Below are 26,975 nucleotides of genomic sequence, written 5' to 3'. Positions count from 1 at the left end.
GAACGCCCGCTGGCCGGTCAGGAGTGGGGCGAGGGGTGGTGGTGCTGGCCGCTTGTCCCACTTCTAGCGCTGCGTGTCCCACTTGTGGCCGGTCGAGGGCGCGCCAACCCGCCATAAGTGGGACGAGGGTCTCGGCCGGGCGGGCGGCATCCGGAATTCAGAACGCGCGCAGGTTCGCCCGCAGGCCGCCGCCGACGTACTCCTCGCGGAGGATCCCGCGCCGCCGCAGGATCGGCACGAGGTCGTCGAGCAGCCGGTGCACGGTGACCGGGTGCAGGTCGCCCCACAGCAGCACGCCGTCGTTGCCCCAGTCGCCGAGCTCCTCGATGCGGTCGGCGAACTCGTCGGCGGTTCCGACGAACCCGGATCCGTCGTTCAGGCGGCCGAGGCGCGCGTGGGCCGCGAGCAGCGTGCGCAGGGGAGCGTCGGCGTCGTGCTTTCCGACGAGGCGTCTGATGCTGCCCTCCGACACGTGCTCGCCGAAGATCGCGCGGTCGAGCGGCTTGTCGAGGTCGAGCGCCGTGAGGTCGGTCTCGAGGTCGCTGGACTGCTTGCGCGCGATCTGCCGCAGGGCCTCGTCGTCCGGGTGGGCGGATGCCGCGACCAGGCGGTCGGCTTCCTCCGGCGACGACACGAGCACGGGCTGGATCGCGAAGAGAATATTGATGTCGTCGGCGGAGCGCCCCGCCGCTTCCGCCGCGGCGTGGATCCGCCCGCGGTACGCCCGGATGCTGGCCTCGTCGAGGGGCGCGAGCGCGAGCTGGACGTCGGAGTTGTGTCCGGCGAACGACAGCCCCCGCCCCGACCCGCCGGGCGAAACGATCGCCGGCTCGCCGTCGGTGAACGGGATCGCGTTGAGCGGACCGTCGAAGCCGAAGTACTCACCGCGGTGGCGCGTGGCATCCAGTCTCGTACCGTCGGCGTAGACGCCCGATTCCTCGTCGGCCACGAGGGCTCCCTCGCCCCAGCTGCGCCAGAGGTGACGGATGCCGTCGAGCCACTCCTCCGCGCGGTCGTACGCGGCGTCGTGTCCGAGCTGCGGCGCGGTCGAGAAGTGGCGCGCGCTTCCGGTGTCGGTGACGACGTTCAGGCCCAGGCGGTGACCGCTCAGGTGCTGGAGCGTCGCGAACTGGCGGGCGGCGGTGTAGGGCAGGTACGCCGCGGGGTTGACCGTGGGGACGACCCCGAGGTGCTGTGTCGCCGCGAAGAGGTAGGGCGCGAGCAGCAGTGGGTCGTGCTTCGGTCCGCCGAAGGCGTGGCGCACGCGCAGGTCGATGGTCTCGGCGCTGCCCAGGGAGGGGGCGTCCTCGATGATGAGCAGGTCGAACCCGGCCTGCTCCAGGGTGCGCGCGGAATCCTGGTAGAGCCCGGGCTCGGTCCACCGGTGGTTCCACCGCAGATAGGGGTGCCCCCAGCCGTGCGGGCCGAAGCCGCGCGCGAGGAACCAGCCGAAGTGCTGCAGGCGGCTCAAAGGACCACCGTCTCCCGCTCGGCGGAGGGGACCCCGACCAGTGCCTGCTCGAGGTCGGCGAGGATGTCGCCGACGTCTTCGATGCCGATCGACAGTCGCACCGTGCCGGGGAAGACCCCCGCCCGCTCGCGCTCGGAGACCGTGCGCGCGGAGTGCGAGGTGCTCTGGGGGTGGAGGATCAGCGATCGCACATCGCCCAGGTGCGTCATGTGCGTGATCAGCCGCACCGACTGCACGAGGTGGCGGGCGGCCTCGAGACCGCCGCGCAGCGTCACGGTGAAGACCGATCCGTGCCCGCCGCGCAGGTACTTCTCGCCGAGGGCGTGGTGGGGGTGCGAGGCGAGACCGACGTAGTCGACGCGCTCGACCTCGGGGCGGTCCTCGAGCCACCGGGCGACGACCAGCGCATTCGCCGACTGGCGCTCGACGCGCAGACTCAGCGTCTCGATGCCCTGACCGATCAGGAAGGCGTTCAACGGCGAGGGGGAGGGGCCGAACCGGGGCGCCACGCTCTCGCGCAGGTACTGACCGCGCGCGCGGGGGCCGTGCTTCTCGGCGTAGCTCGCTCCGCCGAGGCGGTCCGTCTGCACGAGGTGGGGGAAGAGGTGCCCGGATGCCGCGGCGTCGAAGCGTCCGTCGTCGACGATGACGCCGCCGAGCACCGCCCCCTGCCCGGCGAGGAACTTGCTCGCCGAGTGCACCACGACGGCCGCGCCGTGCTCGATCGGGCGCAGGAGATACGGCGTCGTGAACGTGCTGTCGACGACCAGGGGGATGCCGCGCTCGGCCCCGATCGCGGCGACGGCGGCGACGTCGAGGACGTCGTTGCGGGCATTGGAGAGCGTCTCGGCGAAGAGGGCCTTCGTCCGTGGCGTGACGGCCGCGCGGACGGCATCCAGGTCGGACACGTCGACGAACGTCGTCTCGATGCCCAGTCGCGCGAGGTTGTCGAGCAAGAGTCCGCGAGTGCCCTCGTAGATGTGCTCCGACACGACGACGTGGTCGCCCGCTCCGGCGAGGGCGAGCAGGGCGACGGTGACGGCGGCCTGTCCGCTCGACACGAGGATCGCTTGGTCGCCGCCCTCGAGAGAGGCGAGCCGCTCCTCGACGGCCTGCACGGTCGGGTTCCCGGTGCGGCTGTAACCGAACCCCGCGCCGGTGCCGAAGTGCTCGGCCGACTCGTCGAGGTCGCTGAAGGTGAAACCGGCGGTCAGGTAGATCGGCGTCGCCCGCGGGGTGGCGGGCGCGCTGACGGAGCCCGCGTGGACTTGGCGGGTCGAGAATCCGGTGTCGGCACCTGCGGTCATGGGCGTGCTCCTTCCTTCGGGATCGGGCCAGGTTCGCATGCGCGATCGGGGAACGACGAAACGTGCGGCGTCGTGTTACGCGGGAACCCCCGTCTCGGCCGGTGGTATCGTGACCGGGTGCGGATCGCTCGCCTCCTCCTTAGCGGCCGCGACGAGACCTTGTTCTAGGCCTTTCTCGTCGCGGAGTTCGTCGCGGGCCTCACACCCCTTCCGAGGAGAAACGCAGAATGAGCAGCACATCGATCGACGGCATCCAGATCCCTGATCGCCCCCGCACCCTGGCCGAGAAGGTCTGGGACGACCACCTGGTGGTCAAGGGCGAGAACGGCCAGCCCGATCTCATCTACATCGACCTGCACCTCGTGCACGAGGTCACCAGCCCCCAGGCGTTCGACGGCCTGCGGGCCGAGGGGCGCCCGGTCCGCCGGCTCGATCTCACGATCGCCACCGAGGACCACAACACCCCGACGCTCGACATCGACAAGCCGATCGCCGATCTCACCAGTCGCACGCAGATCGACACGCTGCGTCGCAATGCCGACGAGTTCGGCGTGCGCATCCACTCGCTCGGCGATAAGGAGCAGGGGATCGTCCACGTCGTCGGCCCGCAGCTGGGCCTGACGATGCCGGGCATCACGGTGGTGTGCGGCGACAGCCACACCTCGACCCACGGCGCCTTCGGGGCCATGGCCTTCGGCATCGGCACGAGCGAGGTCGAGCACGTGCTCGCCACGCAGACGCTGCCGCTGAAGCCGTTCAAGACCATGGCGATCACCGTCGAGGGCGAGCTGAAGCCCGGCGTGACGGCGAAGGACATCATCCTCGCGATCATCGCCAAGATCGGCGCCAACGGCGGCCAGGGCTACGTGCTCGAGTTCCGTGGCTCCGCGATCCGCTCCCTCTCGATGGAGGGGCGGATGACGATGTGCAACATGTCGATCGAGGCCGGTGCCCGCGCGGGCATGATCGCCCCCGACGAGACGACGTTCGCCTACGTCAAAGACAAGCCGCACGCCCCGCAGGGCCAGGACTGGGACGACGCGGTGGCCTACTGGCGCACCCTTCCCAGCGACGAGGGCGCCGTCTACGACGCCGAGGTCTTCCTCGACGCAGCCGACCTCGAGCCCTTCGTCACCTGGGGCACGAACCCCGGTCAGGGCGTGTCGTTGTCGGACGTCGTGCCGACCCCGGCCGACATCGCCGATCCGAACGAGCGCGCCGCCGCCGAGCGGGCTCTCGAGTACATGGCCCTCGAGGCCGGCACCCCGATGAAGGACATCCCGGTGGATGCCGTGTTCATGGGCTCGTGCACGAACAGCCGCATCGAAGACCTCCGGGCTTTCGCCTCCGTCATCCAGGGTCGAACGAAGGCCGAGAACGTCCGCGTCATGGTCGTTCCGGGCTCGGCCCGCGTTCGACTGGAGGCCGAGGCCGAGGGCCTCGACAAGGTGTTCACCGCGTTCGGTGCCGAGTGGCGCTTCGCGGGCTGCTCGATGTGCCTCGGCATGAACCCCGACCAGCTGGCTCCGGGGGAGCGCTGCGCATCGACCTCGAACCGCAACTTCGAGGGCCGACAGGGCAAGGGCGGGCGTACGCACCTCGTGTCGCCGCTCGTGGCGGCGGCCACCGCCGTGCGCGGGACGCTGTCGAGCCCGGCCGACCTCGGCCCCCTGCCCGAGGCCGCTGCGCCCGCGGAGACCGTTTCGACCGGGGCGGAGGCCTGACATGGAGAAGTTCACCACGCACACCGGTGTCGCCGCCCCGCTGAAGCGCTCGGCCGTCGACACCGACCAGATCATCCCGGCCGTGTTCCTCAAGCGCGTCACCAAGACCGGCTTCGACGACGCTCTGTTCGCCAACTGGCGCCAGGACCCGGAGTTCATCCTCAATCAGGACGCCTACCGCTCGGCATCCGTGCTCGTCGCCGGCCCCGACTTCGGCACCGGATCCAGCCGCGAGCACGCCGTGTGGGCGCTGCGCGACTACGGCTTCCAGGTCGTGCTGAGCCCGAAGTTCGCCGACATCTTCCGCGGGAACTCGGGCAAGCAGGGTCTGGTGACGGGCGTGATCACCGAGGACGAGGTCGAGCGGATCTGGGCCGTCCTCGAGCAGAACCCCGGCGTCGAGATGACCGTGGACCTGCAGGCGAAGACCGCGACGGTGGGCGAGCTCACGGTCTCGTTCGAGATCGACGATTACACTAGGTGGCGGCTTCTCGAAGGGCTCGACGACATCGGGCTCACGCTGCGTGACGAAGACAAGATCACGCAGTTCGAGGCGCGCCGCGAGGCATGGCGGCCGCGGACCCTCCCGGTCCGCTGACCCCGATCGACCCGATCGGGTCGATCTGTCGCCCCTCGTCCACGAAGTGAGGTCCACCCCCCTATGAGCACACTCGTTTCCGACACCGGAGAACACCCCATCGGGCAGCCGGATTGGGAGTCGGCCGAAACCCTGACCATCCGCGGCGGGCGACCGCTGCGCGGCACGGTGGAGGTCAAGGGGGCGAAGAACCTCGTCACCAAGGCGATGGTGGCGGCCCTGCTCGGCGAGACGGCCAGCACCCTGCGCGACGTGCCGATGATCAGCGACGTCAAGGTCGTGCGGTCGCTCCTCGAGGTGCACGGCGTCACGGTCACCGAGGGAGACGAAGAGGGCACGCTGCACCTCGACCCCTCGGGCGCCGTCGCCGCGCACTTCGAGGAGATCGACGCGCACGCGGGGGCTTCGCGCATTCCGATCCTCTTCTGCGGGCCGCTGCTGCACCTGCTCGGCGAGGCGCTCATCCCCGACCTCGGTGGATGCCGCATCGGCGACCGGCCGATCAACTTCCACATGGACGCGCTGCGCGCGTTCGGCGCCGTCGTCGACAAGAGCTACGAGGGCATCCGGATCACGGCGCCCAACGGACTCCACGGTGCGAACATCACCCTCCCGTACCCGAGCGTCGGCGCCACCGAGCAGGTGCTGCTCACCGCCGTCCGCGCGAAGGGCGTCACGGAGCTGCGCAACGCCGCGATCGAGCCCGAGATCATGGACCTCATCGCCGTCCTGCAGAAGATGGGCGCGATCATCTCGTACGAGCCCAACCGCGTCATCTTCATCGAGGGCGTCGACAAGCTCGTCGGCTACGACCACCGCGCCATCTTCGACCGCAACGAGGCTGCGTCCTGGGCCTGTGCGGCCCTCGCGACCGACGGTGAGATCTTCGCCAAGGGCGCGCGCCAGCAGGACATGCTGACGTTCCTGAACGTCTTCCGCAAGGCCGGCGGCTGGTTCGACGTGCGCGAGGACGGCATCCTCTTCCGTCGCGGCGACGAACTCAAGCCCGTCATGGTCGAGACCGACGTGCACCCCGGCTTCATGACCGACTGGCAGCAGCCGCTCATCGTCGCCCTGACGCAGGCCGCCGGCACGTCGACCGTGCACGAGACGGTGTACGAGAACCGACTCGGCTTCACCGCGGCGCTGAACAAGATGGGCGCCGACATCGTCGTGCACCCCAAGGGCATCGACAGCCCCGACCGTCGCGTCCCGCGTCGCGACCTCGAGCAGGCGGCCGTCATCAACGGCCCCACGCCGCTGCACGCGGCCGACGTCGAGGTTCCCGACCTGCGCGGCGGCTACAGCTACGTCATCGCGGCACTGGCGGCCGAGGGCGAGTCGACGGTGCGCAACATCGGCATCATCCGGCGCGGCTACGAGAAGTTCCTCGAGAAGCTCACGGCACTGCACGCCGACTTCGACGTCGTGGGCTGACGCGATGGCGTCCTCGTCCTCGCCCGAGAAGAGCCGTCCGAGCGCCTTCTGGCCGCTCGCGGCGATCGTCGTACCCCTCACCGGGCTGTTCGCGCGCATCGAGATCCGCGGCGCGGAGAACCTCCCGCGGGAGGGGGCGTACGTGCTCGCCCCCAACCACAATTCCGAGTTCGACCCCCTCGTCGTCGCCGTCGCTGTGTGGCGGGTCGGCCGGGCCCCGCGCTTCCTGGCGAAGGAGAGCCTCTTCCGCGTCCCCGTCCTCGGCGCGGCCCTCAAGGCGACCGGGATGGTGCCGGTGCCGCGCGCGTCGACGAGCGCCAACCAATCGATGAAGGCGGCCGAGCAGATCGCCCGCGACGGACGCGGTGTCATCGTCTACGCCGAGGGCACGCTCACGCGCGACCCCGAGCTGTGGCCCATGCGCGGCAAGACGGGCGCGGTGCGGCTGGCCCTCGCGGGCGACCTGCCGCTCATCCCGATGGCGCAGTGGGGCGTGCAGCAGATCCTCCCGCGCTACGGCAAGCTGCGCTTCCCGCGTCGCTCGCGCGTCATCGTCGAATTCGGACCCGCGATGGACATGTCGGCCTACGCCGACGCGCCCACGCAGCCGGCGACGCTGACCCGGGCCACCGACGCGCTCATGAACCGCATCACGGAGATGCTGTCCGGCATCCGCGGCATCCCGGCGCCGGCCGAGCGGTGGAATCCGTCGCAGCACGGACAGAACGAGACGGGCCGCCTTGACGCGTAAGAACCTCCCGCAGGCCGCGGGGCCCAAGGTCGCCGTCGTCGGCGCCGGAAGCTGGGGCACGACGTTCGGCAAGATCCTCGCCGACGGCGGGGCCTCGGTCGTCATGTGGGCTCGTCGGCCGGAACTCGCGGCCGAGATCACCGAGTCCAAGCGCAACAGCCGGTACCTGTCGGGCATCAACCTGCCGCGGACGATGACGGCCACCACCGATCTGGCGGAGGCGTTGAGCGGTGCCGAGCAGATCTACCTGTCGGTGCCCTCGCAGTCGCTGCGCGAGAACCTCGCCGCCATCCGTCCGCTCGTCGAGGCCACCGACGTGCCGCTCGTCTCGCTCATGAAGGGCGTCGAGAAGTCGACGGGCCTGCGCATGAGCCAGGTGATCGAGCAGGTGCTGGGGTGCGATCCGGCCCGCATCGCCGTGGCCTCCGGCCCCAACCTGGCGCTCGAGATCGCGCGCGAGCAGCCCACGGCCGCGGTCATCAGCTCGCTGAGTCCCGAGACCGCCGAGGCCGTGGCCCGACGCGCGCGCAACCGGTACTTCCGCTCGTTCGTCAACACCGACGTGATCGGCACCGAGTTCGGCGGGGTTCTGAAGAACCTCATCGCCGTCGCCATCGGGATCGTCGACGGCGTCGGCTACGGCGAGAACACGAAGGCGTCGATCATCACGCGCGGTCTCGTCGAGATGACCGACTTCGCGGTGGCGCAGGGCGCGCAGCCCGAGACCCTGCAGGGTCTCGCCGGCCTCGGCGACCTCATCGCGACGTGTCAGTCGCCGCTGAGCCGCAACAACACCGCCGGGCGCCTCCTGGGCCAGGGCTACGGCTACAAAGAGGTCGTGACCCAGATGCAGCAGACCGCCGAGGGTCTGGCATCCGTCGCCCCGGTGCTCCAGCTCGCGAAGCAGGTCGGTGTCGACATGCCCATCGTGCAGCAGGTGAAGATGGTGCTCGACGGCACCATGGATCCCCGCGACATCGCCCCGCATCTGACCACAGACGACGACCAGCCGCAGGGCGAGAGGACGCAGAATGACCAATCCGGTGGTGGTGGTGCTCTTCGGCGGGCGCTCCAGCGAGCATTCGATCAGTTCCGCCACGGCGGGCGGGGTGCTGCGGGCGATCGACCGTGACCGCTTCCGGGTGATCCCGGTCGGAATCACCCGCGACGGCGCCTTCGTGCTCGAAGACGACGACCCCGACAAGTTCGCCCTGCGCCCCGAGGCGCTGCCGCAGGTCGTCGACAACGGCACCCGCGTGCGGCTGCCCGACTCGACGCTGTCGCGCGAGTGGACGGTGACGGATGCCGACGGCGAACGCTCCCTGGGCGAGGTCGATGTCGTGCTGCCGATCCTCCACGGGCGCTTCGGCGAGGACGGCACGGTGCAGGGGCTGCTCGAGCTGCTCGGCATCCCCTACGCCGGCGGCGGCGTGCTCATGTCGGCGATCGGCATGAACAAGCACGTCACCAAGCAGGTCCTGCGCGCGGCGAACGTGCCCGTCGTGCCGTGGGTCGCCGTCACCCGCGCCGACCTCGCACGCGATCGCGGGCTCTGGGAGCGGCGCATCCGCGCCCTCGACCTGCCCGTGTTCGTCAAGCCCAACGAGGCGGGATCCAGCGTCGGGGTGACCAAGGTCTCGCGGTGGGAAGACCTGGATGCCGCCCTCGACACCGCCTTCGCGGAAGACGGCCTCGTGCTGGTGGAGCAGGCCATCGTGGGCCGCGAGCTCGAGTGCGGCGTGCTGCCCGGACGCGACGGCGGGCCGGTACGGGTCTCGGTGGCGGGGGAGATCGTCGTCACCGGTCGGGAGTTCTACGACTTCGAGGCGAAGTACCTCGACGCCCCCGGTGTCGACCTGGTGTGCCCCGCGGATCTGCGCGACGGAGAGCTGGCCGAGATGCAGCGGATCGCCGCTCACGCGTTCGAGGCGCTCGGCGGACAGGGCCTGGCGCGCGTGGACTTCTTCTACACCGGGTCGGAGTTCTACGTGAACGAGGTGAACACGATGCCGGGCTTCACCCCGATCTCGATGTTCCCCACCTGCTGGATCGCCTCGGGCCTGTCGTACCCGGATCTCATCACCGATCTGCTCGAGGCCGCACTCGAGAAGGCCTGACGTCCGCGGCGGGCGGGGCTCTGACCGGGCGTCCTCCGCCGCCGGATCCGGCGTCGCGCGCGAAGGTGTGCATATCGGTGGGTCGATCGCCGACACGCCGAGGGGCGGATGCCGGCCGGCGGCGTGTCGGGTGAATTTCCTGCCGTTGTGCCCGCGGCTCGTCACCGATTCGAGCCCCGGGGACGCGTGGGTGACTACGGCGTCGGGGTGGGGCTGGGGGTCGCCGTCGCGTCGGACGCCGAGGTGCACACCGAGCCGGTGGGCTGGAGGTAGCTGCGGATGAGCGGTCCGAGCGCCTGCGCGACGTCGCCGCTGCTCGCCGCCTCGTAGTCGAGGTACACCTGGAGCGCGGGGGTGCGGCCGAACGTCGTGAGCGTGTACCGGTTGTCGGCGGCCTGCGACTCGTCGACGAGCCAATCCACGCCGTCGAACGAGCGGCACGGCAGCGTCGAGGGGCCGGGGGTCTCGAGCCCGCAGGTCATGAGGATCGCGGCCGGATCGCCCCACGCCCCGGTCGCCTGGGCGTCGGTCCACCGGCGCTCCTGCCCCGAGATGGTCTGCGGCAGGCGCGCGACGATGTCGGCGCAGGCCGGGTCGTTCGCGTCTCTCGCGGGCTCCATCGCCACCGTCGTGCTGCACGCCGCGAGCCCCGGGAGCAGGGCGAGGGCGGTCAGCAGCGCGAGGGTACGGGAAGAGCGGGGCACCCCTCCAGGCTAATAGCGTGGGAGCGTGACCGACGCCGAGACCACCCGCGAGAGCACTGTGGGGGAGCTGTCCGAGGGGCAGGTTCTCCGCGGCATCCTCGATCGCCTCCCGCCCTCGACCGCGCCCGTGGGCCCGGGCGACGACGCCGCCGTGCTCGCGGTCCCCGACGGGCGCGTGGTCGCCACGACCGACACGCTCGTGCACGGACCCGACTTCCGTCTCGCGTGGTCGTCGCCCTTCGACCTGGGTTTCAAGGCCGCGGCGGTCAACCTCGCCGACGTGGCAGCGATGGGAGCCCGCCCCGTGGCCCTGCTCGTGGCGCTGGCCATGCCCGACGCGACGCCGGCGTCGTTCGTGCGGGGGCTCGCCGACGGTCTCGCGGCCGCGTGCGCCGAGCTTGCCCCCGGGTGCGCCGTCGAGGGCGGCGACCTCACCGTCTCGGACACCCTCACGATCGCCGTGACCGCTCTCGGCAGCCTCGATGGACGCGACCCGGTGCGCCGCTCGGGCGCCCGTGCGGGCGACGGCGTCTATGTCATCGGCGAGCTGGGCGAGGCGGCGCGGGGTCTCGAGGTGTTGTTCCGGCGCTTCACCGACGTCCACGGCGCCCCCATCGCGCTGACCTCGGAGGCCCGCGAGGCCCTTGATCCCGCCGACGCGCGGGCGGTGTCGCGCCAGCTCGCCCCGCGCCCGCCGCTGGCCGCGGCGCTGGCGGCGGCGGCATCCGGCGCGACGGCCATGATGGACGTCTCCGACGGCCTCGTGCTCGACGCCACCCGCCTGGCCGACGCCTCCGACGTCACGATCGAGATCGACTCCGCCACGCTCGGCGACGAGCCGGCGCGCGCTCTGGACGGGGGAGAGGATCACGGGTTCCTCGTCACCTTCCCCCCGGATGCCGAGCCCCACGGCCGTCGCATCGGCACGGTCGTCGCCCGGGGCGCGGAGGCGGTGCGGGTCGACGGGCGCGCATGGGACGGGCTCGGCGGCTGGGATCCCTACCGGGACTGGGACGCCGGACGCGGCTGAGGCCGCGGCGGGCCCACCGCGCGCTCCGCGTCCGGCTGGTTGCCCGTCGTCGTCCGGTGGACCGCTCGGGCGGCAGGGCCTTGCCCGGGGCGGCTGCGCGGTGCGGTGCTGCAGGGAACCCCGGTCTCGGCACCGAGTCCGGGTGGCGGACTCAGCCCGTGGGGCGTCCCCACCACATCGTGGTGTCGCCGTAGGCCCGGTCGCGATCGGCTTCGAGGCCGGCTGCGGCCCAGTCGGGAGCGGGCGAGCGCTTGGCGCGCTCGACGATGACGGTCGCGTCGGCGCTGAGCCGGGGAGCGAGCGCGACGAGCACGCTCGTGATCTCCGCCTCCGAGACGTCGTAGGGCGGATCGATGAACACCAGGTCCCAGACCTGGGCGGATGCCGCGAGGTAGGTCGAGACGTTGGCCCGGTGCACGCGCGCGGGTGCGGCGACTCCCGCCGTTCGCAGGCGGTCGGCGTTCTTGCGGATCAGCGTCGCGGCGGGGGCGGAGAGCTCGACGAGGTCGGCGGAGGCCGCTCCGCGACTCAGGCTCTCGAGGCCGAGTGCGCCGGATCCGGCGTACAGGTCGGCCACGCGGGCATCGTCGAGGACACCCGCGGACTCGAGAGCGCCGAACAGGGACTCGCGCACGCGGTCGCTGGTGGGGCGCGTGCCCTTCGGGGGGACGTCGAGGACCGTGCCGCCCGCGCGGCCCGAGATGATGCGCGTCACCGTTCCAGCCTAGGGTTTCCCGATGCCGCGGATCGGTCTCCGCGAGCAACCATCCCGGGGACGGCTGCCGTCGCGCCCGGGCCGGTGGTGTCGGAGGGGCTGCCTAGACTCGGAGCATGCCCGGATTCTCGCTCGCCTCCCGTCTCGACGGGGCCGTCGGCGGCAAGACGGCGACCGCTTTCGACAAGGCGTTCGGGGTCAAGACGGTCGGCGAGCTCCTCGAGCACTACCCCCGTCGTTACGCGCGTCGCGGCGAGCTCACGCCCATCGCGACGCTCCCCCTGGGCGAGCCGGTGACGATCGTGGCCGAGGTGGTCAGCGCGAACGAGCGGCGCATGCAGAATCGCCGCGGGTCGTTGCTGGAGGTCACGATCAGCGACGGCGACGGGCGCATGTCGCTGACGTTCTTCAACCAGCCGTGGCGCTTGAAAGACCTCACTCCCGGCCGGCGCGGCATCTTCTCGGGCAAGGTGGGCGAGTACCGGCGGCAGACGCAGCTGACGAACCCCGACTACGAGCTCTTCGACGACATCGCCGAAGCGCGCGCCGAGGCGGAGGTCACCGCCAAGCGGCCCATCCCGATCTACCCGGCCACCAGTTCCGTACCGAGCACGCTCGTACAGAAGACCATCGCGCTCGTACTCGACGGTCTGGGCGAGATCGACGATCCCCTGCCCGACGATCTGCGGTCCCGCCGCGGCCTCCTCGACGCGCGCGCCGCGCTCGAGCGCATCCACCGTCCCGAGAGCGACGACGACATCCCGCCCGCGGTCGAGACGCTGCGCATGCAGGAGGCCTTCGTGCTGCAGACCGCGCTGCTGCAGCAGCGTCAGTTCGTGCGGGCGCTCTCCGCCGCCCGTCGCCCCGCGTCACCGGGAGGCCTCCTCGAGCGCTTCGACGCGATCCTCCCGTTCGAGCTGACGCCCGATCAGCGCAGCGTCGGTGCCCAGCTGGCGGCCGACCTCGTCGGCGGCTGGCCGATGAACCGGCTCGTACAGGGCGAGGTCGGGTCGGGCAAGACCCTCGTCGCCCTGCGCGCGATGCTCCAGGTCGCCGAGTCCGGCGGCCAGTCCGCGCTCATCGCGCCCACCGAGGTGCTCGCGGGTCAGCACCTGCGCTCGATCGCGCGCATGCTGGGGCCCGAACTCGCGCCCGAGCTCATGCCCACCCTGCTCACCGGCCAGATGCCGGCGGCCGAGCGTCGCAAGGCGGCGCTGCGGGTGGCATCCGGTCAGGCGCGCATCGTCGTCGGCACGCACGCGCTGTTGAGCGCGAGCACGACCTTCGCCGATCTCGGCTTCGTGGTGGTCGACGAGCAGCACCGTTTCGGCGTCGACCAGCGCGAAGCGCTGCGCTCGAAGGGCGATTCCCCCCACACCCTCGTGCTTACGGCCACTCCCATCCCGCGCACCGTCGCGATGACGGTGTTCGGCGACCTCGACGTCTCGACGATCCGCACCATGCCGGCCGGGCGTGCCGGCATCCAATCGTTCGTCGCCCCTCTCGCCGAGAAGCCGGGCTGGTTCGCGCGGGTGTGGGATCGCGTGGCCGAAGAGGTGGCGCTCGGGCGACAGGCGTTCGTCGTGTGCCCCGCGATCGACGCGGAGCAGGTCGCCGCCGATGGCAAGAGCGACGAGCCGGCCGACGCGCCGGCGGCTGCGTCGGGCGAGGGCAATCGCACGCGATGGGGCGTCGTGCAGGTCGACGCGCTGCTCGCGCAGCTGCCGTCGTTCGGCGACATCCGCGTGCAGATCCTGCACGGCAAGATGGCCTCCGACGAGAAGGATGCCGTCATGCAGGCCTTCTCGCGCGGCGACATCGACGTGCTCGTCGCCACCACGGTGATCGAGGTCGGGGTCGACGTGCCCAACGCCTCGACGATGGTGATCCTCGAGGCCGATCGCTTCGGTGTCTCGCAGCTGCACCAGCTGCGCGGTCGCGTGGGGCGCGGTGGTCTTCCGGGGCTCTGCCTGCTCGTGACCGAGGCGGCCCCCGGCACCTCGGCCCGGTCGCGGGTCGAGGCCGTCGCCGCGACCCTCGACGGGTTCGCCCTCGCCGAGGTCGATCTCGAGCTGCGCGGTGAGGGAGACGTGCTCGGCGGGGCGCAGTCGGGGGCGAGGTCCTCGCTGCGACTGCTGCGCGTGGTCACCGATGCCGCGCTCATCACCGAGGCCCGTGCAGAGGGCGAGCGCGTCCTCGCCGACGACCCCGCGCTCACCCGGCATCCGGGTCTCGCCGCCGCTCTCGAGCGGCGCGTCGGTGTCGAGGAGCGCGCCGCGCTGGCGAAGTCCTGAGTCGTCGGCCCTGGGCAGGAGTGCTCTCGCTAGGCTGGCGGAATGGACCCCCGGATCGCCGTCGTCCCCGGCTCGTTCGACCCGCCCACCCTCGGCCATCTCGACGTGATCCGCCGTGCGGCCGGTCTGTTCGACCAGCTCCACGTCCTGGTGGTGCACAACCCCGGCAAAGAGGCCATGCTGCCCATCGCGCAGCGTCAGAGTCTGCTCGAGCAGTCCATCCGCGAGGCGGGCATCGAGGGTGACGTGATCGTGGCGGCCTGGAGCATGGGCCTGCTCGTCGACTACGCCACCGACGTGGGCGCGAAGGTGCTCGTCAAGGGCATCCGCTCGCAGGTCGACGTGGCGTACGAGACCCCCATGGCGATCGTCAATCGCGACCTCGCGCACGTCGAGACCGTGTTCCTGCTGCCCGACCCGTCGCATGCCCTCGTGTCGAGTTCGCTCGTGCGGCAGGTCGCGGGGCTCGGGGGCGACGTATCGCCCTATGTGCCGGCGGCCGTGGCGCGGTTCCTCGACACGGGTGCGCGCGACCTCTGACGTCGCGGGAGCCCGGCATCGCCTCCCCGGTGGATGCTCGTCCTCCCGAGGTCGTGGGGGCCGGGGCTCGCCGCACCGCACCCGGCCCGCGCCCAGGGGCGCGCGGGTAGCATTGTCGACCGTGAGAACTCACCGTCCCGGACCCTTCCAGCTCCCCGTGCGCGACATCGAACGCAAGCCGGGAGAGATGCGCGAGCACTCCCTCGACATCCCCACCCCCGAGAAGTGGGGCGAGGGTCTCCTCTCCGTCCCCGAGGCCGAGGTGCTCGAACTCGAGGTGCGCCTGGAGTCCGTGCACGAGGGCATCCTCGTGTCGGGCACGGTCGACACCACCGCCACGGGCGTGTGCGGACGCTGCCTCATCGACATGACCGAGCCTGTCGAAGTCGAGTTCCAAGAACTTTTCGCGTATCCTGGGGGAGAAGCGAGCGACTTCGACGTTCAAGACGACCACGTGGATCTTGAAAATCTGGTCCGGGATGCCATTGTCCTGTCGCTTCCGTTCCAGCCGGTGTGTCAGCCGGATTGCCCCGGGCTCGACCCGAACACGGGCGAGAGGCTGACGGAAAGCCCCGGCGAATCGGAGCAGTCGCCTGTCGATCCCCGATGGGCTGCGCTCCAGCAGTACACCCCAGACCACGGCGATGCGCTCCGCGCCGCCCCCAAGACAGAGAAGAGCTAGACATGGCAGGTAACCCCCCGAAGCGGAAGGTCTCCCGCTCCAACACCCGTTCGCGTCGCGCCCAGTGGAAGGCTGAAGCCCCCGCCCTGGTCAAGACCATCGAGAACGGCAAGGTCGTCTACAGCCGCCCTCACCAGGCGAAGGTCGTCACCGACTCGCAGGGCACCGAGCTCTTCCTCGAGTACAAGGGCCGCAAGGTCGCCGACGTCTGATCGGCACTTCGTGGCGCGTAACAACGTCGAGCGCGATGCGCTCACCGAGAAGCTCGGGGTCGACATCGACCCCGAGCTTCTTTCTCTTGCTCTGACGCATCGGTCGTTCGCCTACGAGAACGGCGGCATCGCCCACAACGAGCGCCTGGAATTCCTCGGCGACTCGGTGCTGGGCCAGGCCGTGACCGTGCGTCTGTTCACCGGGCACCCCGACCTCGACGAGGGCAGCCTCGCCAAGCGTCGCGCGAGCGTCGTCTCCACGGTCGCGCTGGCCGAGGTGGCCCGCAGCATCTCGCTCGGCGACCACGTGCGTCTCGGCCGCGGTGAGATCCTCACCGGCGGGCGCGACAAGGACTCGATCCTCGCCGACACCATGGAGGCGATCATCGGCGCGACCTTCCTCTCGGCCGGTCCCGATGCCGCGACGGCGATGGTGCTGCGCCTGGTCGAGCCGTTGCTCGCCGATCCCGAGCGCTACGGTGCCGCGATGGATCCGAAGACGAGCCTGCAGGAGATCGCGGCGCGTCTCGGCTTCTCAGCTCCCGTTTACGGCATCGAGGCCGCAGGCCCCGACCACGACCGCCGCTTCACCGCGACCGTGACCGTGGGAGACGTCGTGACGACGGGCCAGGGCTCGAGCAAGAAGCAGGCCGAGATGGCGGCAGCCCTCGCCGCCTGGCGCGAGCTCGACGCGCGTGCCTGAGCTTCCCGAGGTCGAGGTCGTTCGGGCGGGCCTCGAGCCCGCCGTGCGCGGCGCGTTGATCGCGTCGGTCGACGTGCGCGACGAACGCGCCCTCACGCGGCACACCGGGGGAGCGGCCCATTTCGAGGCGGAGCTCACCGGTCGGCGCATCTCGGCGGCTGTGCGGCGGGGCAAGTTCCTGTGGATGCCGGTGTCCGACGACGAGACGATCGTGACGCACCTCGGAATGAGCGGGCAGATGCTCCTGCGCCTCCCGGGAGCGCCCGAGGAACGCCACGAGCGCATCCGCATCGAGCTCGAGCACCCGGAGCACGGGCCGCTGTCGGTGGTCTTCGCCGACCAGCGTACCTTCGGTTCGCTCGCGATCGACGCTCTGGTCGACACGCCCGACGGGGCCGCCGGCGGTCGGGGCTCCGCCCTCCCGCGGGTGCCGACCCAGGTCGCGCACATCGGACGCGATCCGCTTGATCCGGCTTTCGACGGCGCCCGCTTCCGCGCGCGGTTGGGGCGCACGTCGTCGGGGATCAAGCGCGTGCTGCTGGATCAGACCGCGGCCAGCGGGATCGGCAACATCTACGCCGACGAGTCGCTGTGGGCCGCTCGCATCCACCCCGAGACTCCGGCATCCGCCCTTCCCACTCGTGCCGTGAACCGCCTGCTCGCCGAGGTGCAGGCGGTGCTCGAGAAGGCCCTGGCCGAGGGCGGCACGAGCTTCGACGCGCAGTACGTCAACGTCAACGGTCAGGCGGGGTACTTCGCGCACTCGCTCAACGCCTACGGCCGGACCGGTCAGCCGTGCCCGCGGTGCGGTCGGCCGATCGTGCGCGTGTCGTTCATGAACCGCTCGAGCCACTTCTGCCCGCACTGCCAGCGTCGGCGCTGACCCGACCTGTGTGTGAGTCGCCGGGGATCGTCGCTTCCGGCCGGTTCGCGGCGACGATTCCCGGCGACTCGCGCGGTCAGGCGAGGACCTTCTTCCAGACGCCCTCGTACGAGAGGGGACGGAAGCCGATCCGCTCGTTGATCGAGAGCATCGGGCGGTTCTCCTCGGCGTTGTAGGTCAGGACGCGCGGGGAGTCCGGGGCGACGTCGTACCACGCGAGCAGGCCCGCGCACTTCACGAGCATGCCCAGACGGTGGCCGCGATGCGTCGAGACGACCAGGGTGTCCTCCTGGCTGGTCGCCGCCGTGCGGTCCTTGCCGATCACGAGTTCGTTGAAGGCGGCCAGCTCGCCGCTGTCGACGTGCTGGGCCGCGGTGACGAGCATGTGGCGGCCGGCGTCGAGGTACCCCGCTTCGTAACGGCGGACGCGCCCGGCATCCCACACCTCCTCGTCGAACTCGAGGTCGGCCGAGGGCGCGTCGGTGACCATGCGCGATTTCATCCACGCGAAGGCGTCGACGAACTCCTCGGGGGTCGGCAGCGTCCACTGCACGACCCGATAGCCGGATGCCGCGGCCTCGGCTTCGGCGAGCAGCGCCTCGAGGTGAGGGCGGGCGCCGGCGAGGGGGAGCGCGCTCACCCGCACGATCTGTTCGAGCGTGCAGCCGGAGGCCCGGAGGAACCGCGCCGCGTGATCCTCGGGAACGGCGCCGAAGCCGGTGGGCGCCGCCAGCTGCGGTCCCTCGGCGGCAGGGTGCTCGGCCCAGGACTGCAGGACCGTGCGCCCTTCGTCGCGGGCGACGCATTCGATCTCCGCGAAGGCGGCACGGCCGATGCCGTGGCCCCACGACGACCGTCGCAGCTCGATCAGCCAGAACGCGGTGCGGGCGCCGTCTTCCTGGGGAAGGTCGAGGCCCACGCGACCCACGACCTCGCCCCGGAAGACGGCGATCCACGCGTACCGCTTCATCTCGGGCTGCGGTTGATACAGCGGCAGGAGTTCGTCGGCGGGCATGGAGGAGTCGTCGTGACCGGAGATCTCGGCGTAGACGAGGTTGCGCAGGCGCACCATGTCGCGGAAGTCCGCGGCGTCGGGAGCGTCGATGGAGGACGGGATGTGCAGGGGGCGCAGCTCGAGGCCGGCCGGGAGAGTGCTCATACGATGACTTTCGTGTCGAAGAGGGGATAGCGGTGGGGCCGACGACATCGTCTGTCGGCCCCACCGATTACAACGGCGGGCGGCTGAAGGCCGCGGCGCTCTGCCAGGCGCGTTCGCGCTTCTCGCGCTCGGCCTGGGCCTTCTGCGCGCGGTACGCCGCGACGGCCTGGTGGTCGAGCGCCCGCGCTCGATCGGCGTGCCGCGTCAGGAGCCAGAGGCCGAGACGCAGCGACAGCCGGTCGAGCAGACCGAGCGGGCGATAGGCGGTGGTGTCGAACGTGACGGTCGACGGGGTGGCGATGACGGTGGGCGCGGCCGAGGCGTGCTGCGGCGCGCGCGTGAACAGGGCGTTCATGCGGATGCTCCGTGGAAGGGAAGAAGACGAGCGGATGACGCGACGGGCGCGTCGACGGACGGACCGCGAGGGTCCGGGCGAGCGAAGAGGCTCGCGGAAGCGGAGACGCAGGACGTCTCGACGCGACGGGGTTATCCGAGTCGGGAAGGCATTCCGACGGCGGAAGCCCCTTCGGAAACGGATGCGGAGAGCACGGGGACGGCGATGAAGCCGGGGGCGGTGAAGCCGGTGGTGTTGCGAATCATGGAAGGAACCTCCTCTCGACGTCGGTTGCGACCCCCGACGCTAGCGAAGGCACTCAGCGGATGTCAAGCTCTTCCTCAGAAACGAACGCCTCCCGGGCGCGTCCGTGGGTCGGTGTCGGCTCGCCGCCGCGGAATCCCGGGGGCGTTCGGATACCGTGGGAGCGCTGAGTCGAGCGAGGGAGGGTGACGTGCATCTGAAGAGCGTCACGCTCAAAGGGTTCAAGTCCTTCGCCCAGTCGACCACCTTCGCTCTCGAGCCGGGGGTCACGTGCATCGTCGGCCCGAACGGCTCCGGCAAGTCGAACGTCGTCGACGCGCTCGCCTGGGTCATGGGGGAGCAGGGGGCGAAGACGCTGCGTGGCGGCAAGATGGAGGACGTCATCTTCGCCGGCACCTCGACGCGGGGCCCGCTGGGTCGCGCCGAGGTGCAGTTGACGATCGACAATGGCGACGGCGCCCTGCCCATCGACTACAGCGAGGTGACGATCAGTCGCACGCTGTTCCGCAACGGCGCGAGCGAGTACGCCATCAACGGGCAGACCTGCCGACTGCTCGACGTGCAGGAACTGCTCAGCGACTCCGGTCTCGGACGCGAGATGCACGTCATCATCGGTCAGGGACGCCTCGACACCGTCCTGCAGGCGACCGCCGAGGATCGACGCGGCTTCATCGAGGAGGCCGCCGGCATCCTGAAGCACCGTCGTCGCAAAGAGAAGACCGTCCGCAAGCTCGAGGCGATGGAGACGAACCTCACGCGACTGAGCGATCTCGCGGGCGAGCTCCGCCGTCAGCTCAAGCCCCTCGGCAAGCAGGCCGAGATCGCGCGGGAGGCGGCCACGATCGCGGCCGTCGTGCGCGACGCGAAGGCGCGCCTGTACGCCGACGACCTCGTCCGCCTCCGCACGCAGCTGGCCGACGCGGCGCGGGCGGAGAGCGAGCGCCACACCGAGCGGCTGGGGCTCCAGGAGCAGGCCGACGGATTGCGTCGACGCGTGGAGCGTCTCGAGAACGACCAGCGGTCCGAAGCCGTCGATCGCGCGCGCGGCGTCGCCTTCGCCCTCCAGCAGGTGCAGGAGCGTCTGCGTGGTCTCTACACCCTCGCCGGGCAGCGTCTCACCCTGCTGAGCGACGACGACAGCGACGGCGCAGGCTTCGCGCCGACGGTGTCGCAGCGCACGATCGACGACGTCCGCTCCGAGATCGACGACATCGCATCCGGTCTCGGCGACGCCCAGGATGCCGCGGCCGACGCAGCGCGCGCGGTCGTCCGTGCCCGCGCCGATCTCGATGCCCTCGACGTCGACATCGCCGCCCAGAGCGCGCTCGTGTCGGAGCACGAGCTGAAGATCCAGGCCCTGCGGGGAACGGCGGATGCCGCGAACTCGGCCCTCGCGGCCGTGCGCGGCGGTCTGGAACGCCAGCAGCGGGCTCTGGATGCCGCGCTCGCGCGCCGAGCGGAGGCCGAACAGGCGCGTGCCGAGCTGGATCCCGACGTGGTTCCCGAGGCGTCGACGGCGGAGCACGCGGCCGCCTACGAGCGCGCGCAGCGCGACGCCAACGAGGTGGAGACCACCGTTGCGGGGTTGAGAGAGCGCCTTCACGCCGCCGAGCGCGAGCGCGATGCGCTGGCGGCCCAGACGACCGCCCTCGGCCGCGCCCTCGACGTGCGCAACGCCGCGGCCGATCTCCTCTCCGGCGGTGGTCCCGGTGTCCGCGGACTGGTCGGCGACGACGTCAAGGTCACCGCCGGCTATGAGGCGGCCATCGCCGCGGCGCTCGGTTCGCTGGCGGAGGGTCTCCTGGTCGACGACGCCGGGTCCGCCTTCGTCGCGGCGCGCGAGGCGTCCGCGTCCGACCTCGGTCTGGTTGAGATCGCCATCGCCGGCGGCACCGGTACCACGACCGTCTCGCCCCCCGACCTGGGTGCGACCCCCGCGACGGAGGTGGTGACCGCGTCCGACGGGGTGCTCGGCATCCTGAGTCGCACGGTGATCGTCGACGACCTGACCGCGGCCGAAGCGCTGCGCGAGCGGATCCCGCACGATGTGACGGTCGTCACCCGTGACGGCGAGGTGCTCACGGCCTACACGCTGCGGGCCGGGTCGGGTACGGGACGCTCGCGCCTCGAGCTCGCCGCGGAGCGCGACGCCGCGGCCGAGCGGCTCGACGAGATCGTGGTGGTCGCCGACTCGTTGCGGGAGGCTCTCGCCGATGAGCAACGGGTGCTCGCGGACGCTCGGCAGCGCACCAAGGAGACGCTTTCGACGCTGCGCGCGCACGACGCCGCTCTCGCGGCCCACGCCGAGAAGGTCAACCGCGTCACCGTCCGTCACGAGGCCGCGGTGGCGGAGTGCGACCGCCTCGCGGCCGGTCTCGCCCAGACGGAGACCGCCGTGACCGAGGCCGAGGGGGCGGCGCGACGCGCCGACGACGCCCTGTCCCGTGCGCTCGAGGTGCCCCGCCCGCTGCTCGACGCGTCGGCGAGGGCGCCCCTGGCCGCCGAGGTCGAGACGGCGCGGGAGCGGGAGATGCGCGCGCGGCTCGACATCGAGACGCTGAAGGAACGGGTGCGTGCTGGTGAGGCGCGCATCGTGCAGCTCGAGCAGCAGCGCGAACGCGAGCGCGCCGCCGCCGCCGAAGCCGCTCGCCGCGCCGTGATTCGTCGTGCTCAGCGCGAGATCGCGGCCGAGGTCGCCAGCGCGCTGCCCGCCCTGCTGGACTCGGTGGACCGTTCGGTCAGCCAGGCGCGTGTCGAGCTCGCCGCGGCCGAGACCGCGCGTGCCGCGATCACCGATGAGCTCACGCGCGCTCGCGCAGACGAGTCGGGCGTCCGCGATCGCCTCGCGCGCCTGACCGAGAACGTGCACGGGCTCGAGTTGCAGATGCACGAGAAGAAGCTCCACGTCACGAGCCTCCTCGAACGCGTGAGGTCGGAGCTGGCCCTCGAGGAAGACGTCCTCGTTGCGGAATACGGGCCCGATCAACCGATTCCCGCCGATGACGAGGGGGAGCCGACCGCCTTCGACCGTGCGACCCAGAAGCGCCGCCTCCAGGATGCCGAGCGCAAGCTCGGTCAGCTCGGCCGGGTCAATCCGCTCGCGCTCGAGGAGTTCGCCGCCCTCGAGCAGCGGCACGCGTTCCTCACCGAGCAGCTCGCCGACCTGCAGCAGACCCGAGCCGACCTGCAGACGATCATCGCCGACCTCGACGAACGGATGCAGACGATCTTCGTCGCGGCCTTCGAGGACACCCGGGCCGCGTTCACCGACATCTTCCCGATCCTCTTCCCGGGCGGTTCCGGCAGCATCTCGCTGACCGACCCCGACTCCCCGCTCACGACGGGCATCGAGGTGGCCGTGCGTCCCGTCGGCAAGAAGATCGAGCGCCTGTCCCTGCTCTCGGGCGGGGAGCGCTCGCTCGCGGCCGTAGCGTTCCTGACGTCGATCTTCACCGCACGACCGAGTCCGTTCTACATCCTCGACGAGGTCGAGGCGGCTCTCGACGACGCCAACCTCGGCCGCCTCCTCGGCGTGTTCGAGAAGCTACGCGCCAGCAGTCAGCTCATCGTCATCACCCACCAAAAGCGCACCATGGAGATCGCCGACGCGCTCTACGGCGTGTCGATGCGGCAGGACGGCGTCTCGGCGGTGGTGGGGCAGCGGATGGGCGATCGTGCTGCCTCGCGGCAGAGCGTCCCGGCCGCCGCCCGCGACGAGGCCGCCCCCGTAAGCTGAAGCAATGGCTGAGAACTCCTGGTCGCTGGGCCGCGCGCTGCGCGGGTTGTTCGTCAAACCCACCATCGACGAGACGACCTGGGATGATCTCGAGACGGCGCTGCTGACGGCGGACTTCGGCCCCGACGTCACCGAACGCCTCATCGACGAACTGCGCGAAAAGGTCGAGCGGTACCGCACCACCGACCCGCGCGACCTGCAGCGCATGCTGCGCGAGACGCTCGAGGAGCATTTCGCGAAGTTCGACACGACCCTGCGCCTCACCGAGCGTCCCGCGGTCGTGCTGGTGGTCGGGGTCAACGGCGTCGGCAAGACCACGACGATCGGCAAGTTCGCCAAGTTCCTCCAGCGCTACGGCCGCACCGTGGTGGTGGGCGCCGCCGACACGTTCCGCGCTGCCGCGGTCGATCAGCTCGCGACGTGGGCCGAGCGCGGGGGAGCCACGATCGTGCGTCCCCAGCACGAGGGCCAGGACCCGGCATCCGTCGCCTTCCAGACCGTCGCCCACGCGAAGGAGACCGCCACCGAGATCGTGCTGATCGACACCGCCGGGCGTCTGCACACCAAGGGCGGGCTCATGGACGAGCTCGGCAAGATCAAGCGCGTCGTCGAGAAGCAGGCGCCGATCAGCGAGGTGCTGCTCGTGCTCGACGCCACGACGGGGCAGAACGGGCTTTTGCAGGCGCAGGCGTTCCTCGACAGCGCCGGGGTGACCGGACTCGTGCTCACCAAGCTCGACGGCTCCGCCAAGGGCGGGTTCGTCCTCGCGGTGCAGGAGCGCACCGGCATCCCGGTCAAGCTGCTCGGCCAGGGCGAGGGCATCGGCGACCTCACCGGTTTCACCCCGCACGTCTTCGCCGCATCGTTGGTCGACTGAGCCCCCATACCGCACGGGCGGCTCCGGGCGGGTCTTCTTCCCGAAGCCCGCGGGTGATGCTTACATGGGACGCATGGCGATCGAGCACGACTTCTTCGGACTCCTCGAGTCGGGCCCCGACGGGTCGATCTTCTGGAGCGAGAACGTCGAGTTCGGCGACCAGAGCGTGACGGTCGACCTGACCGCGCCCGATCAGGACGACGTGTCCACCGAGGCCCTCGACGTCGCGGCCTCGCTCGTCTCGTCTCTCGAGGCCGTCGACCTCGCCGCCCGCAACGCCATGGTGAACGAGCTCGACTCGCGCACGAGCGAGGTGACCGAGTACATCCTGCAGCAGCAAGCGACTCTCGGCGAGGAGCTCGACGACCTCCTGGTCGATCAGACCGGTGACACCCACATCGACGTCATCAAGGCCCTGCAGTTGATGAGCATGACGATCCTCGCCGACGAGCACGGCGGCGCCGACCCGTTCGCCGTCCTCGAGTACGCGCTCGACCCCGACGCGACCGACGACGTGCTGTTGGTCAACCTCGCCTCCGACGGGCGCGTGCAGTCGGTCACCAGCGCCGACTGATCCGTGCAGACCTTCCTGCCCTACCCGTCGTTCGTCGACTCCGCTCGCGTTCTGGACGCGAAGCGGCTCGGCAAGCAGCGCGTCGAGACGTTCCAGCTCCTCCGCGCTCTCACCGTGCCCGATCACGGGTGGCGGCATCACCCCGCGGCGAAGATGTGGGACGGGCATCTGCCAGCTCTCGTGTCGTACGGGCTCGTGATGACCGACGAATGGATCGCGCAGGGTCGCGCCGACACGGTGCGCGAGAAGATCCGGGCGTTCGCGCCCGAGGTCGACGGTCTCGCCCAGGACGATCTCGAGCTCCCGCCGTGGATAGGCGACGAGGACTTCCACCTCGCGCACCGCTCCAATCTCATCCGCAAGGACCCGGAGTTCTACGTCCCGCGGTTCGGTGAGATCGCCGACGACCTGCCGTACGTCTGGCCCGTCTGACGGCACCCGTCGCCGACCCCCGGATGCCACGACTGCCGGCTCCCGGCGGCGGGCCGCGGCATCCGTCGGGTCAGACCGCCTGTGCGAAGCCGGCGTCGGCCGCCGCGATGTCCTTCGCGAGGTGCGCCAGGTGCGGTGGGATCTCGCGGCCCTTCGACACCATGGACTGCGCCCACAGGCGGCCCGCGCGATACGACGAGCGCACGAGGGGACCGGCGAGCACGCCGAGGAAGCCGATGCGCTCGGCCTCTTCCTTGAACTCCACGAACTCCGCGGGCTTCACCCAGCGCTGCACGGGGAGGTGGCGCGGTGTGGGGCGGAGGTACTGGGTGATGGTGATGATGTCGGTGCCCGCCGCATGCAGGTCTTCCAGCGCCTGCACGACCTCCTCGGGCTCCTCGCCCATGCCGAGGATGAGGTTCGACTTCGTGATGAGCCCCGCGTCGCGGGCGGCGCTGAGCACACCGAGCGAGCGCTCGTAACGGAAAGCCGGGCGGATGCGCTTGAAGATGCGCGGCACGGTCTCGACGTTGTGTGCGAACACCTCGGGCCTCGACGAGAAGACCTCGTCGAGGTGCGCGGGGTTGCCCGAGAAGTCGGTGGCCAGGATCTCCACGCCCGTGCCGGGGTTCTCCGCGTGGATGCGACGCACCGTCTCGGCGTGCAGCCAGGCGCCCTCGTCGGGGAGGTCGTCGCGCGCGACACCGGTCACCGTGGCATAGCGCAGCTGCATGCGCGTGACGCTCTCGGCCACACGCCGCGGTTCGTCGCGGTCGTAGTCGGCGGGCTTGCCGGTGTCGATCTGGCAGAAGTCGCAGCGGCGCGTGCACTGGGAGCCGCCGATGAGGAAGGTGGCCTCGCGATCCTCCCAGCACTCGAAGATGTTCGGGCACCCGGCCTCCTGGCACACGGTGTGCAGCTCCTCGGTCTTCACCAGGTTCTGCAGCGCCGTGTACTCGGGCCCCATCCGGGCCTTCGTCTTGATCCACTCGGGCTTGCGCTCGATCGGCGTCTCGGCGTTGCGCACCTCGAGGCGCAGCAGCTTGCGGCCGTTGGGCGCGGTGGATGCCGGAGCCCCGGTGCTGCCGGTCCCGCAGGCGCTCACGCGGCGACCGCCGCGTACTCGGCGCAGAAGACCCGCTGGATCGCGGGCAGAAGATCGGCGGGGGAGACGTCGGCCCCGACCACCTCGCTGACGGTGGTGACCCCGGCATCCGAGATGCCGCACGGCACGATGTGCCGGAACCCCGCGAGGGTGTTGTCGCAGTTGAGGGCGAAGCCGTGCATCGTCACTCCTTTCTCGACGCGGACACCGATCGCCGCGATCTTGTCGACGCCGAGGGGGCGTCGGACCCAGACGCCACTGCGTCCCTCCACGCGGAAGCCGTCGACACCGTGCTCGGAGAGCGCGTCGATGAGCAGGGCCTCGAGGCGACGGACGTGAGCGACGACGTCGATCGGCTCGGGCAGGCGCACGATCGGATAGCCGACGAGCTGCCCCGGCCCGTGCCAGGTGATCTTGCCCCCGCGGTCGACGTCGATCACGGGGGTGCCGTCGTCGGGGCGCTCGTGCGCCTCGGTGCGCTTGCCCGCGGTGTACACGGCCTCGTGCTCGAGCAGGAGCAGGGTGTCGGCGCGCGTGCCGGCCACGACGTCCGCGTGGATGCGACGCTGGTGGGCCCAGCCGTCGAGGTACGGGACGTAGTGCGGCGCGAGGCCGGCGTCGTGGATGTCGATCATCGACCCCTCCGATGTTGGATTGGGTCCAACAATACATCTCGGCCAGCGCCGTAGGGTGGAGCGATGACCTCCGAGCCCCGCAGCGGCCGACCGCGCGCCTCCTCGCGCGAGGTGCTGTCGGAGGCCGCGTGCGAGCTCTTCCTCGAGCAGGGCTACGACGCCACGTCGGTCTCCGACATCACCCGCCGCGCCGGCGTGAGCCGCTCGAGCTTCTTCAACTACTTCTCCGCCAAGAGCGACGTGCTGTGGTCGGGATTCGACGCGCGCGTCGATGCGGCGGTGGCCGACCTCCGCGACGGCGGCACGCCCTCGCGGGTGCTCGCCGCGATCGGCGACGGGCTCGCCCCCGACGCCCTCGCGTTGGCCATCGTGAACGCGGATGCCATGGGGATCGCCGTCGAACTCGACCGCGACCGCGCGATCCGGCAGTTCCGGCTGCAGCGCGAGACGGCCGCTCGGCTGGTCCGCGACGGCGCCGCGCCGCTGATCGCGCAGGTGCGCGCGGGCGCTTTGTCGGCGGCCGTGCTCGCCGCGGTCTGGGCCTGGGCGGATCACACCGCCGGGCGCTCGCTCACCGAGACGCTGTCGGAGGCCCTGGCCGCGGCGTGAGGGCTCGGCATCCGTCAGCCCTTCGCGCGCCGCCGCGTCGTCGGCGGTGAGGCTCTGCTGATCCGCGAGATGGCGCGACGGC

The 26,975-nt window shown here is 71.0% G+C and carries 26 protein-coding genes; 18 read left to right on the top strand and 8 right to left on the bottom strand.

From position 1 onward, the window contains the following. Window positions 1–157: 157 nt before the first annotated feature. Both RWH44_RS10905 and RWH44_RS10900 read right to left on the bottom strand, forming a co-directional pair. On the bottom strand, window positions 158–1,471 hold the full coding sequence (locus RWH44_RS10905) for an LLM class flavin-dependent oxidoreductase (RefSeq protein WP_316004578.1): 1,314 nt from the start codon (window positions 1,469–1,471) through the stop codon (window positions 158–160). Then, window positions 1,468–2,778, bottom strand: a complete 1,311-nt coding sequence (locus RWH44_RS10900; RefSeq protein ID WP_316004577.1) for an O-acetylhomoserine aminocarboxypropyltransferase/cysteine synthase family protein — start codon at window positions 2,776–2,778, stop codon at window positions 1,468–1,470. The genes RWH44_RS10905 and RWH44_RS10900 overlap by 4 nt, the downstream gene beginning before the upstream one ends. A 227-nt stretch (window positions 2,779–3,005) precedes the next feature. Between RWH44_RS10900 and leuC the strand changes: the two genes are divergently transcribed. From leuC to RWH44_RS10870, 6 genes are all read left to right on the top strand, one after another. Further along, window positions 3,006–4,502, top strand: coding sequence for a 3-isopropylmalate dehydratase large subunit (leuC, locus tag RWH44_RS10895; protein ID WP_298872254.1), 1,497 nt, complete (start codon window positions 3,006–3,008; stop codon window positions 4,500–4,502). A gap of 1 nt (window position 4,503) precedes the next feature. Then, window positions 4,504–5,100 (top strand): 3-isopropylmalate dehydratase small subunit, encoded by a 597-nt coding sequence (gene leuD, locus RWH44_RS10890; protein WP_316004576.1) that lies wholly within the window; start codon window positions 4,504–4,506, stop codon window positions 5,098–5,100. 63 nt (window positions 5,101–5,163) lie between these two features. Then, window positions 5,164–6,537: a UDP-N-acetylglucosamine 1-carboxyvinyltransferase gene (gene murA, locus RWH44_RS10885; RefSeq protein ID WP_298872256.1), complete on the top strand. Its 1,374-nt coding sequence runs from the start codon at window positions 5,164–5,166 to the stop codon at window positions 6,535–6,537. Window positions 6,538–6,541: 4 nt separating this feature from the next. Then, window positions 6,542–7,288, top strand: coding sequence for a lysophospholipid acyltransferase family protein (locus RWH44_RS10880; protein WP_316004575.1), 747 nt, complete (start codon window positions 6,542–6,544; stop codon window positions 7,286–7,288). Beyond that, entirely contained in the window at window positions 7,278–8,420 is a 1,143-nt protein-coding gene (locus RWH44_RS10875) for an NAD(P)H-dependent glycerol-3-phosphate dehydrogenase (RefSeq protein WP_316004574.1), read from the top strand. Before RWH44_RS10880 ends, RWH44_RS10875 begins: the two co-directional genes overlap by 11 nt. Then, a complete protein-coding gene (locus tag RWH44_RS10870) occupies window positions 8,320–9,405 on the top strand; it encodes a D-alanine--D-alanine ligase family protein (protein ID WP_316004573.1) in 1,086 nt (361 codons plus the stop codon). The genes RWH44_RS10875 and RWH44_RS10870 overlap by 101 nt, the downstream gene beginning before the upstream one ends. A gap of 194 nt (window positions 9,406–9,599) precedes the next feature. On the opposite strand, the gene RWH44_RS10865 is transcribed toward RWH44_RS10870, so the two are convergent. Beyond that, window positions 9,600–10,109 (bottom strand): DUF3515 family protein, encoded by a 510-nt coding sequence (locus tag RWH44_RS10865; RefSeq protein ID WP_316004572.1) that lies wholly within the window; start codon window positions 10,107–10,109, stop codon window positions 9,600–9,602. A 25-nt stretch (window positions 10,110–10,134) separates the two neighbouring features. On the opposite strand from RWH44_RS10865, the gene thiL reads away from it, so the two are divergent. Beyond that, window positions 10,135–11,139, top strand: coding sequence for a thiamine-phosphate kinase (thiL, locus tag RWH44_RS10860; protein WP_316004571.1), 1,005 nt, complete (start codon window positions 10,135–10,137; stop codon window positions 11,137–11,139). A 151-nt stretch (window positions 11,140–11,290) separates the two neighbouring features. On the opposite strand, the gene rsmD is transcribed toward thiL, so the two are convergent. Then, a complete protein-coding gene (rsmD, locus tag RWH44_RS10855; protein WP_316004570.1) occupies window positions 11,291–11,854 on the bottom strand; it encodes a 16S rRNA (guanine(966)-N(2))-methyltransferase RsmD in 564 nt (187 codons plus the stop codon). A gap of 116 nt (window positions 11,855–11,970) precedes the next feature. Between rsmD and RWH44_RS10850 the strand changes: the two genes are divergently transcribed. The 6 genes from RWH44_RS10850 (at window position 11,971) to mutM (ending at window position 17,168) form a co-directional block, all read left to right on the top strand. Continuing rightward, the gene (locus RWH44_RS10850; protein WP_316004569.1) at window positions 11,971–14,148 is read left to right on the top strand and encodes an ATP-dependent DNA helicase RecG; all 2,178 of its coding nucleotides are present in this window, start codon (window positions 11,971–11,973) and stop codon (window positions 14,146–14,148) included. A gap of 42 nt (window positions 14,149–14,190) precedes the next feature. Continuing rightward, complete coding sequence (coaD, locus tag RWH44_RS10845; RefSeq protein WP_298872270.1) at window positions 14,191–14,688, top strand: pantetheine-phosphate adenylyltransferase; 498 nt, start codon at window positions 14,191–14,193, stop codon at window positions 14,686–14,688. A 187-nt stretch (window positions 14,689–14,875) separates the two neighbouring features. Then, window positions 14,876–15,370: a YceD family protein gene (locus tag RWH44_RS10840; RefSeq protein WP_298873136.1), complete on the top strand. Its 495-nt coding sequence runs from the start codon at window positions 14,876–14,878 to the stop codon at window positions 15,368–15,370. Between the two features lie 2 nt (window positions 15,371–15,372). Continuing rightward, the gene (gene rpmF / locus RWH44_RS10835) at window positions 15,373–15,582 is read left to right on the top strand and encodes a 50S ribosomal protein L32 (RefSeq protein WP_013586329.1); all 210 of its coding nucleotides are present in this window, start codon (window positions 15,373–15,375) and stop codon (window positions 15,580–15,582) included. Window positions 15,583–15,592: 10 nt separating this feature from the next. Then, a complete protein-coding gene (gene rnc, locus RWH44_RS10830) occupies window positions 15,593–16,285 on the top strand; it encodes a ribonuclease III (RefSeq protein WP_316004568.1) in 693 nt (230 codons plus the stop codon). Continuing rightward, on the top strand, window positions 16,278–17,168 hold the full coding sequence (mutM, locus tag RWH44_RS10825; RefSeq protein ID WP_298872274.1) for a bifunctional DNA-formamidopyrimidine glycosylase/DNA-(apurinic or apyrimidinic site) lyase: 891 nt from the start codon (window positions 16,278–16,280) through the stop codon (window positions 17,166–17,168). The genes rnc and mutM overlap by 8 nt, the downstream gene beginning before the upstream one ends. Window positions 17,169–17,244: 76 nt before the next feature. Here mutM and RWH44_RS10820 read toward each other — a convergent pair whose 3' ends face one another. Beyond that, window positions 17,245–18,327, bottom strand: coding sequence for a GNAT family N-acetyltransferase (locus RWH44_RS10820; RefSeq protein WP_316004567.1), 1,083 nt, complete (start codon window positions 18,325–18,327; stop codon window positions 17,245–17,247). Window positions 18,328–18,394: 67 nt separating this feature from the next. Further along, a complete protein-coding gene (locus RWH44_RS10815) occupies window positions 18,395–18,682 on the bottom strand; it encodes a hypothetical protein (RefSeq protein ID WP_316004566.1) in 288 nt (95 codons plus the stop codon). Between the two features lie 433 nt (window positions 18,683–19,115). Between RWH44_RS10815 and smc the strand changes: the two genes are divergently transcribed. From smc to RWH44_RS10795, 4 genes are all read left to right on the top strand, one after another. After that, window positions 19,116–22,661 (top strand): chromosome segregation protein SMC, encoded by a 3,546-nt coding sequence (gene smc, locus RWH44_RS10810; RefSeq protein ID WP_316004565.1) that lies wholly within the window; start codon window positions 19,116–19,118, stop codon window positions 22,659–22,661. Between the two features lie 4 nt (window positions 22,662–22,665). Next, a complete protein-coding gene (gene ftsY / locus RWH44_RS10805; protein ID WP_298872283.1) occupies window positions 22,666–23,538 on the top strand; it encodes a signal recognition particle-docking protein FtsY in 873 nt (290 codons plus the stop codon). Window positions 23,539–23,611: 73 nt separating this feature from the next. Beyond that, entirely contained in the window at window positions 23,612–24,112 is a 501-nt protein-coding gene (locus RWH44_RS10800) for a DUF2004 domain-containing protein (RefSeq protein ID WP_298872284.1), read from the top strand. 3 nt (window positions 24,113–24,115) lie between these two features. Next, entirely contained in the window at window positions 24,116–24,544 is a 429-nt protein-coding gene (locus tag RWH44_RS10795; RefSeq protein WP_316004564.1) for an MSMEG_6728 family protein, read from the top strand. Window positions 24,545–24,614: 70 nt separating this feature from the next. On the opposite strand, the gene lipA is transcribed toward RWH44_RS10795, so the two are convergent. Next, window positions 24,615–25,649, bottom strand: a complete 1,035-nt coding sequence (gene lipA, locus RWH44_RS10790; RefSeq protein WP_316004563.1) for a lipoyl synthase — start codon at window positions 25,647–25,649, stop codon at window positions 24,615–24,617. Next, window positions 25,646–26,284, bottom strand: a complete 639-nt coding sequence (gene lipB / locus RWH44_RS10785) for a lipoyl(octanoyl) transferase LipB (RefSeq protein WP_316004562.1) — start codon at window positions 26,282–26,284, stop codon at window positions 25,646–25,648. Before lipB ends, lipA begins: the two co-directional genes overlap by 4 nt. 63 nt (window positions 26,285–26,347) lie before the next feature. On the opposite strand from lipB, the gene RWH44_RS10780 reads away from it, so the two are divergent. Then, on the top strand, window positions 26,348–26,893 hold the full coding sequence (locus RWH44_RS10780) for a TetR/AcrR family transcriptional regulator (RefSeq protein ID WP_298872299.1): 546 nt from the start codon (window positions 26,348–26,350) through the stop codon (window positions 26,891–26,893). The last annotated feature ends 82 nt before the right edge of the window (window positions 26,894–26,975 follow it).

Origin of the sequence: Microbacterium phycohabitans, assembly GCF_032464935.1 — a bacterium.
Lineage (GTDB): Bacteria > Actinomycetota > Actinomycetes > Actinomycetales > Microbacteriaceae > Microbacterium > Microbacterium phycohabitans.
This window is presented reverse-complemented; position numbering and strand designations above follow the sequence as displayed.

Bases quoted from the DNA above. Each gene is read 5' to 3' on its own strand.
- RWH44_RS10900 (WP_316004577.1), bottom strand. From the start codon at position 2,778: ATGACCGCAGGTGCCGACACCGGATTCTCGACCCGCCAAGTCCACGCG.
- leuC (WP_298872254.1), top strand. From the start codon at position 3,006: ATGAGCAGCACATCGATCGACGGCATCCAGATCCCTGATCGCCCCCGC.
- leuD (WP_316004576.1), top strand. From the start codon at position 4,504: ATGGAGAAGTTCACCACGCACACCGGTGTCGCCGCCCCGCTGAAGCGC.
- murA (WP_298872256.1), top strand. From the start codon at position 5,164: ATGAGCACACTCGTTTCCGACACCGGAGAACACCCCATCGGGCAGCCG.
- RWH44_RS10880 (WP_316004575.1), top strand. From the start codon at position 6,542: ATGGCGTCCTCGTCCTCGCCCGAGAAGAGCCGTCCGAGCGCCTTCTGG.
- RWH44_RS10870 (WP_316004573.1), top strand. From the start codon at position 8,320: ATGACCAATCCGGTGGTGGTGGTGCTCTTCGGCGGGCGCTCCAGCGAG.
- RWH44_RS10850 (WP_316004569.1), top strand. From the start codon at position 11,971: ATGCCCGGATTCTCGCTCGCCTCCCGTCTCGACGGGGCCGTCGGCGGC.
- coaD (WP_298872270.1), top strand. From the start codon at position 14,191: ATGGACCCCCGGATCGCCGTCGTCCCCGGCTCGTTCGACCCGCCCACC.
- RWH44_RS10840 (WP_298873136.1), top strand. From the start codon at position 14,876: ATGCGCGAGCACTCCCTCGACATCCCCACCCCCGAGAAGTGGGGCGAG.
- rpmF (WP_013586329.1), top strand. From the start codon at position 15,373: ATGGCAGGTAACCCCCCGAAGCGGAAGGTCTCCCGCTCCAACACCCGT.
- RWH44_RS10820 (WP_316004567.1), bottom strand. From the start codon at position 18,327: ATGAGCACTCTCCCGGCCGGCCTCGAGCTGCGCCCCCTGCACATCCCG.
- RWH44_RS10815 (WP_316004566.1), bottom strand. From the start codon at position 18,682: ATGAACGCCCTGTTCACGCGCGCGCCGCAGCACGCCTCGGCCGCGCCC.
- ftsY (WP_298872283.1), top strand. From the start codon at position 22,666: ATGGCTGAGAACTCCTGGTCGCTGGGCCGCGCGCTGCGCGGGTTGTTC.
- RWH44_RS10800 (WP_298872284.1), top strand. From the start codon at position 23,612: ATGGCGATCGAGCACGACTTCTTCGGACTCCTCGAGTCGGGCCCCGAC.
- lipB (WP_316004562.1), bottom strand. From the start codon at position 26,284: ATGATCGACATCCACGACGCCGGCCTCGCGCCGCACTACGTCCCGTAC.
- RWH44_RS10780 (WP_298872299.1), top strand. From the start codon at position 26,348: ATGACCTCCGAGCCCCGCAGCGGCCGACCGCGCGCCTCCTCGCGCGAG.